The sequence below is a fragment of the Vibrio sp. D173a genome (assembly GCF_030248475.1).
Window position 1 is genome coordinate 1 of the sequence record NZ_JAHGAH010001269.1, and the last position, 566, is coordinate 566.

Sequence of the window (566 nt, forward strand, 5' to 3'; positions counted from 1 at the left end):
AAGTAATTGACGATCGTGCGCTTTTGGCACTGCAAGGCCCTAAAGCATCTGAAGTACTGGCTCGTTTCCAACCAAGCGTTGCAGATATGCTGTTTATGGAAGTTCAGAAAGTCGACATCGACGGCGTAGAGTGCATCGTAAGCCGTAGTGGCTACACGGGTGAAGACGGTTACGAAATCTCAGTACCAAACGACCACGCGGATGCACTAGCGCGCAAACTAACCGGTGAAGCTGAAGTAGAGTGGATTGGCCTTGGTGCACGTGATTCGCTGCGCCTAGAGGGTGGTCTGTGTCTATACGGTCACGATCTAGATACAACGACAACACCAGTAGAAGCTAGCCTTCTATGGGGCATTCAAAAAGTTCGTCGTACAGACGGTGAGCGTGCTGGTGGCTTCCCTGGTGCAGATATCATCCTTGAACAAATCGCAACTAAAGACGTACAACGCAAGCGTGTTGGTCTAGTGGGTCAAACTAAAGCTCCTGTACGAGAAGGCGCAGAGCTGTTTGATGCGGAAGGCAACAAAGTAGGTGTTGTAACAAGTGGTACAGCGGGTCCTAACGCA

The 566-nt window shown here is 50.5% G+C and carries 1 pseudogene; it reads left to right on the top strand.

The window, feature by feature from the left end:
* Window positions 1-566 (top strand): annotated as a pseudogene (gcvT, locus tag KIV40_RS32760) (glycine cleavage system aminomethyltransferase GcvT); the annotation flags it as partial.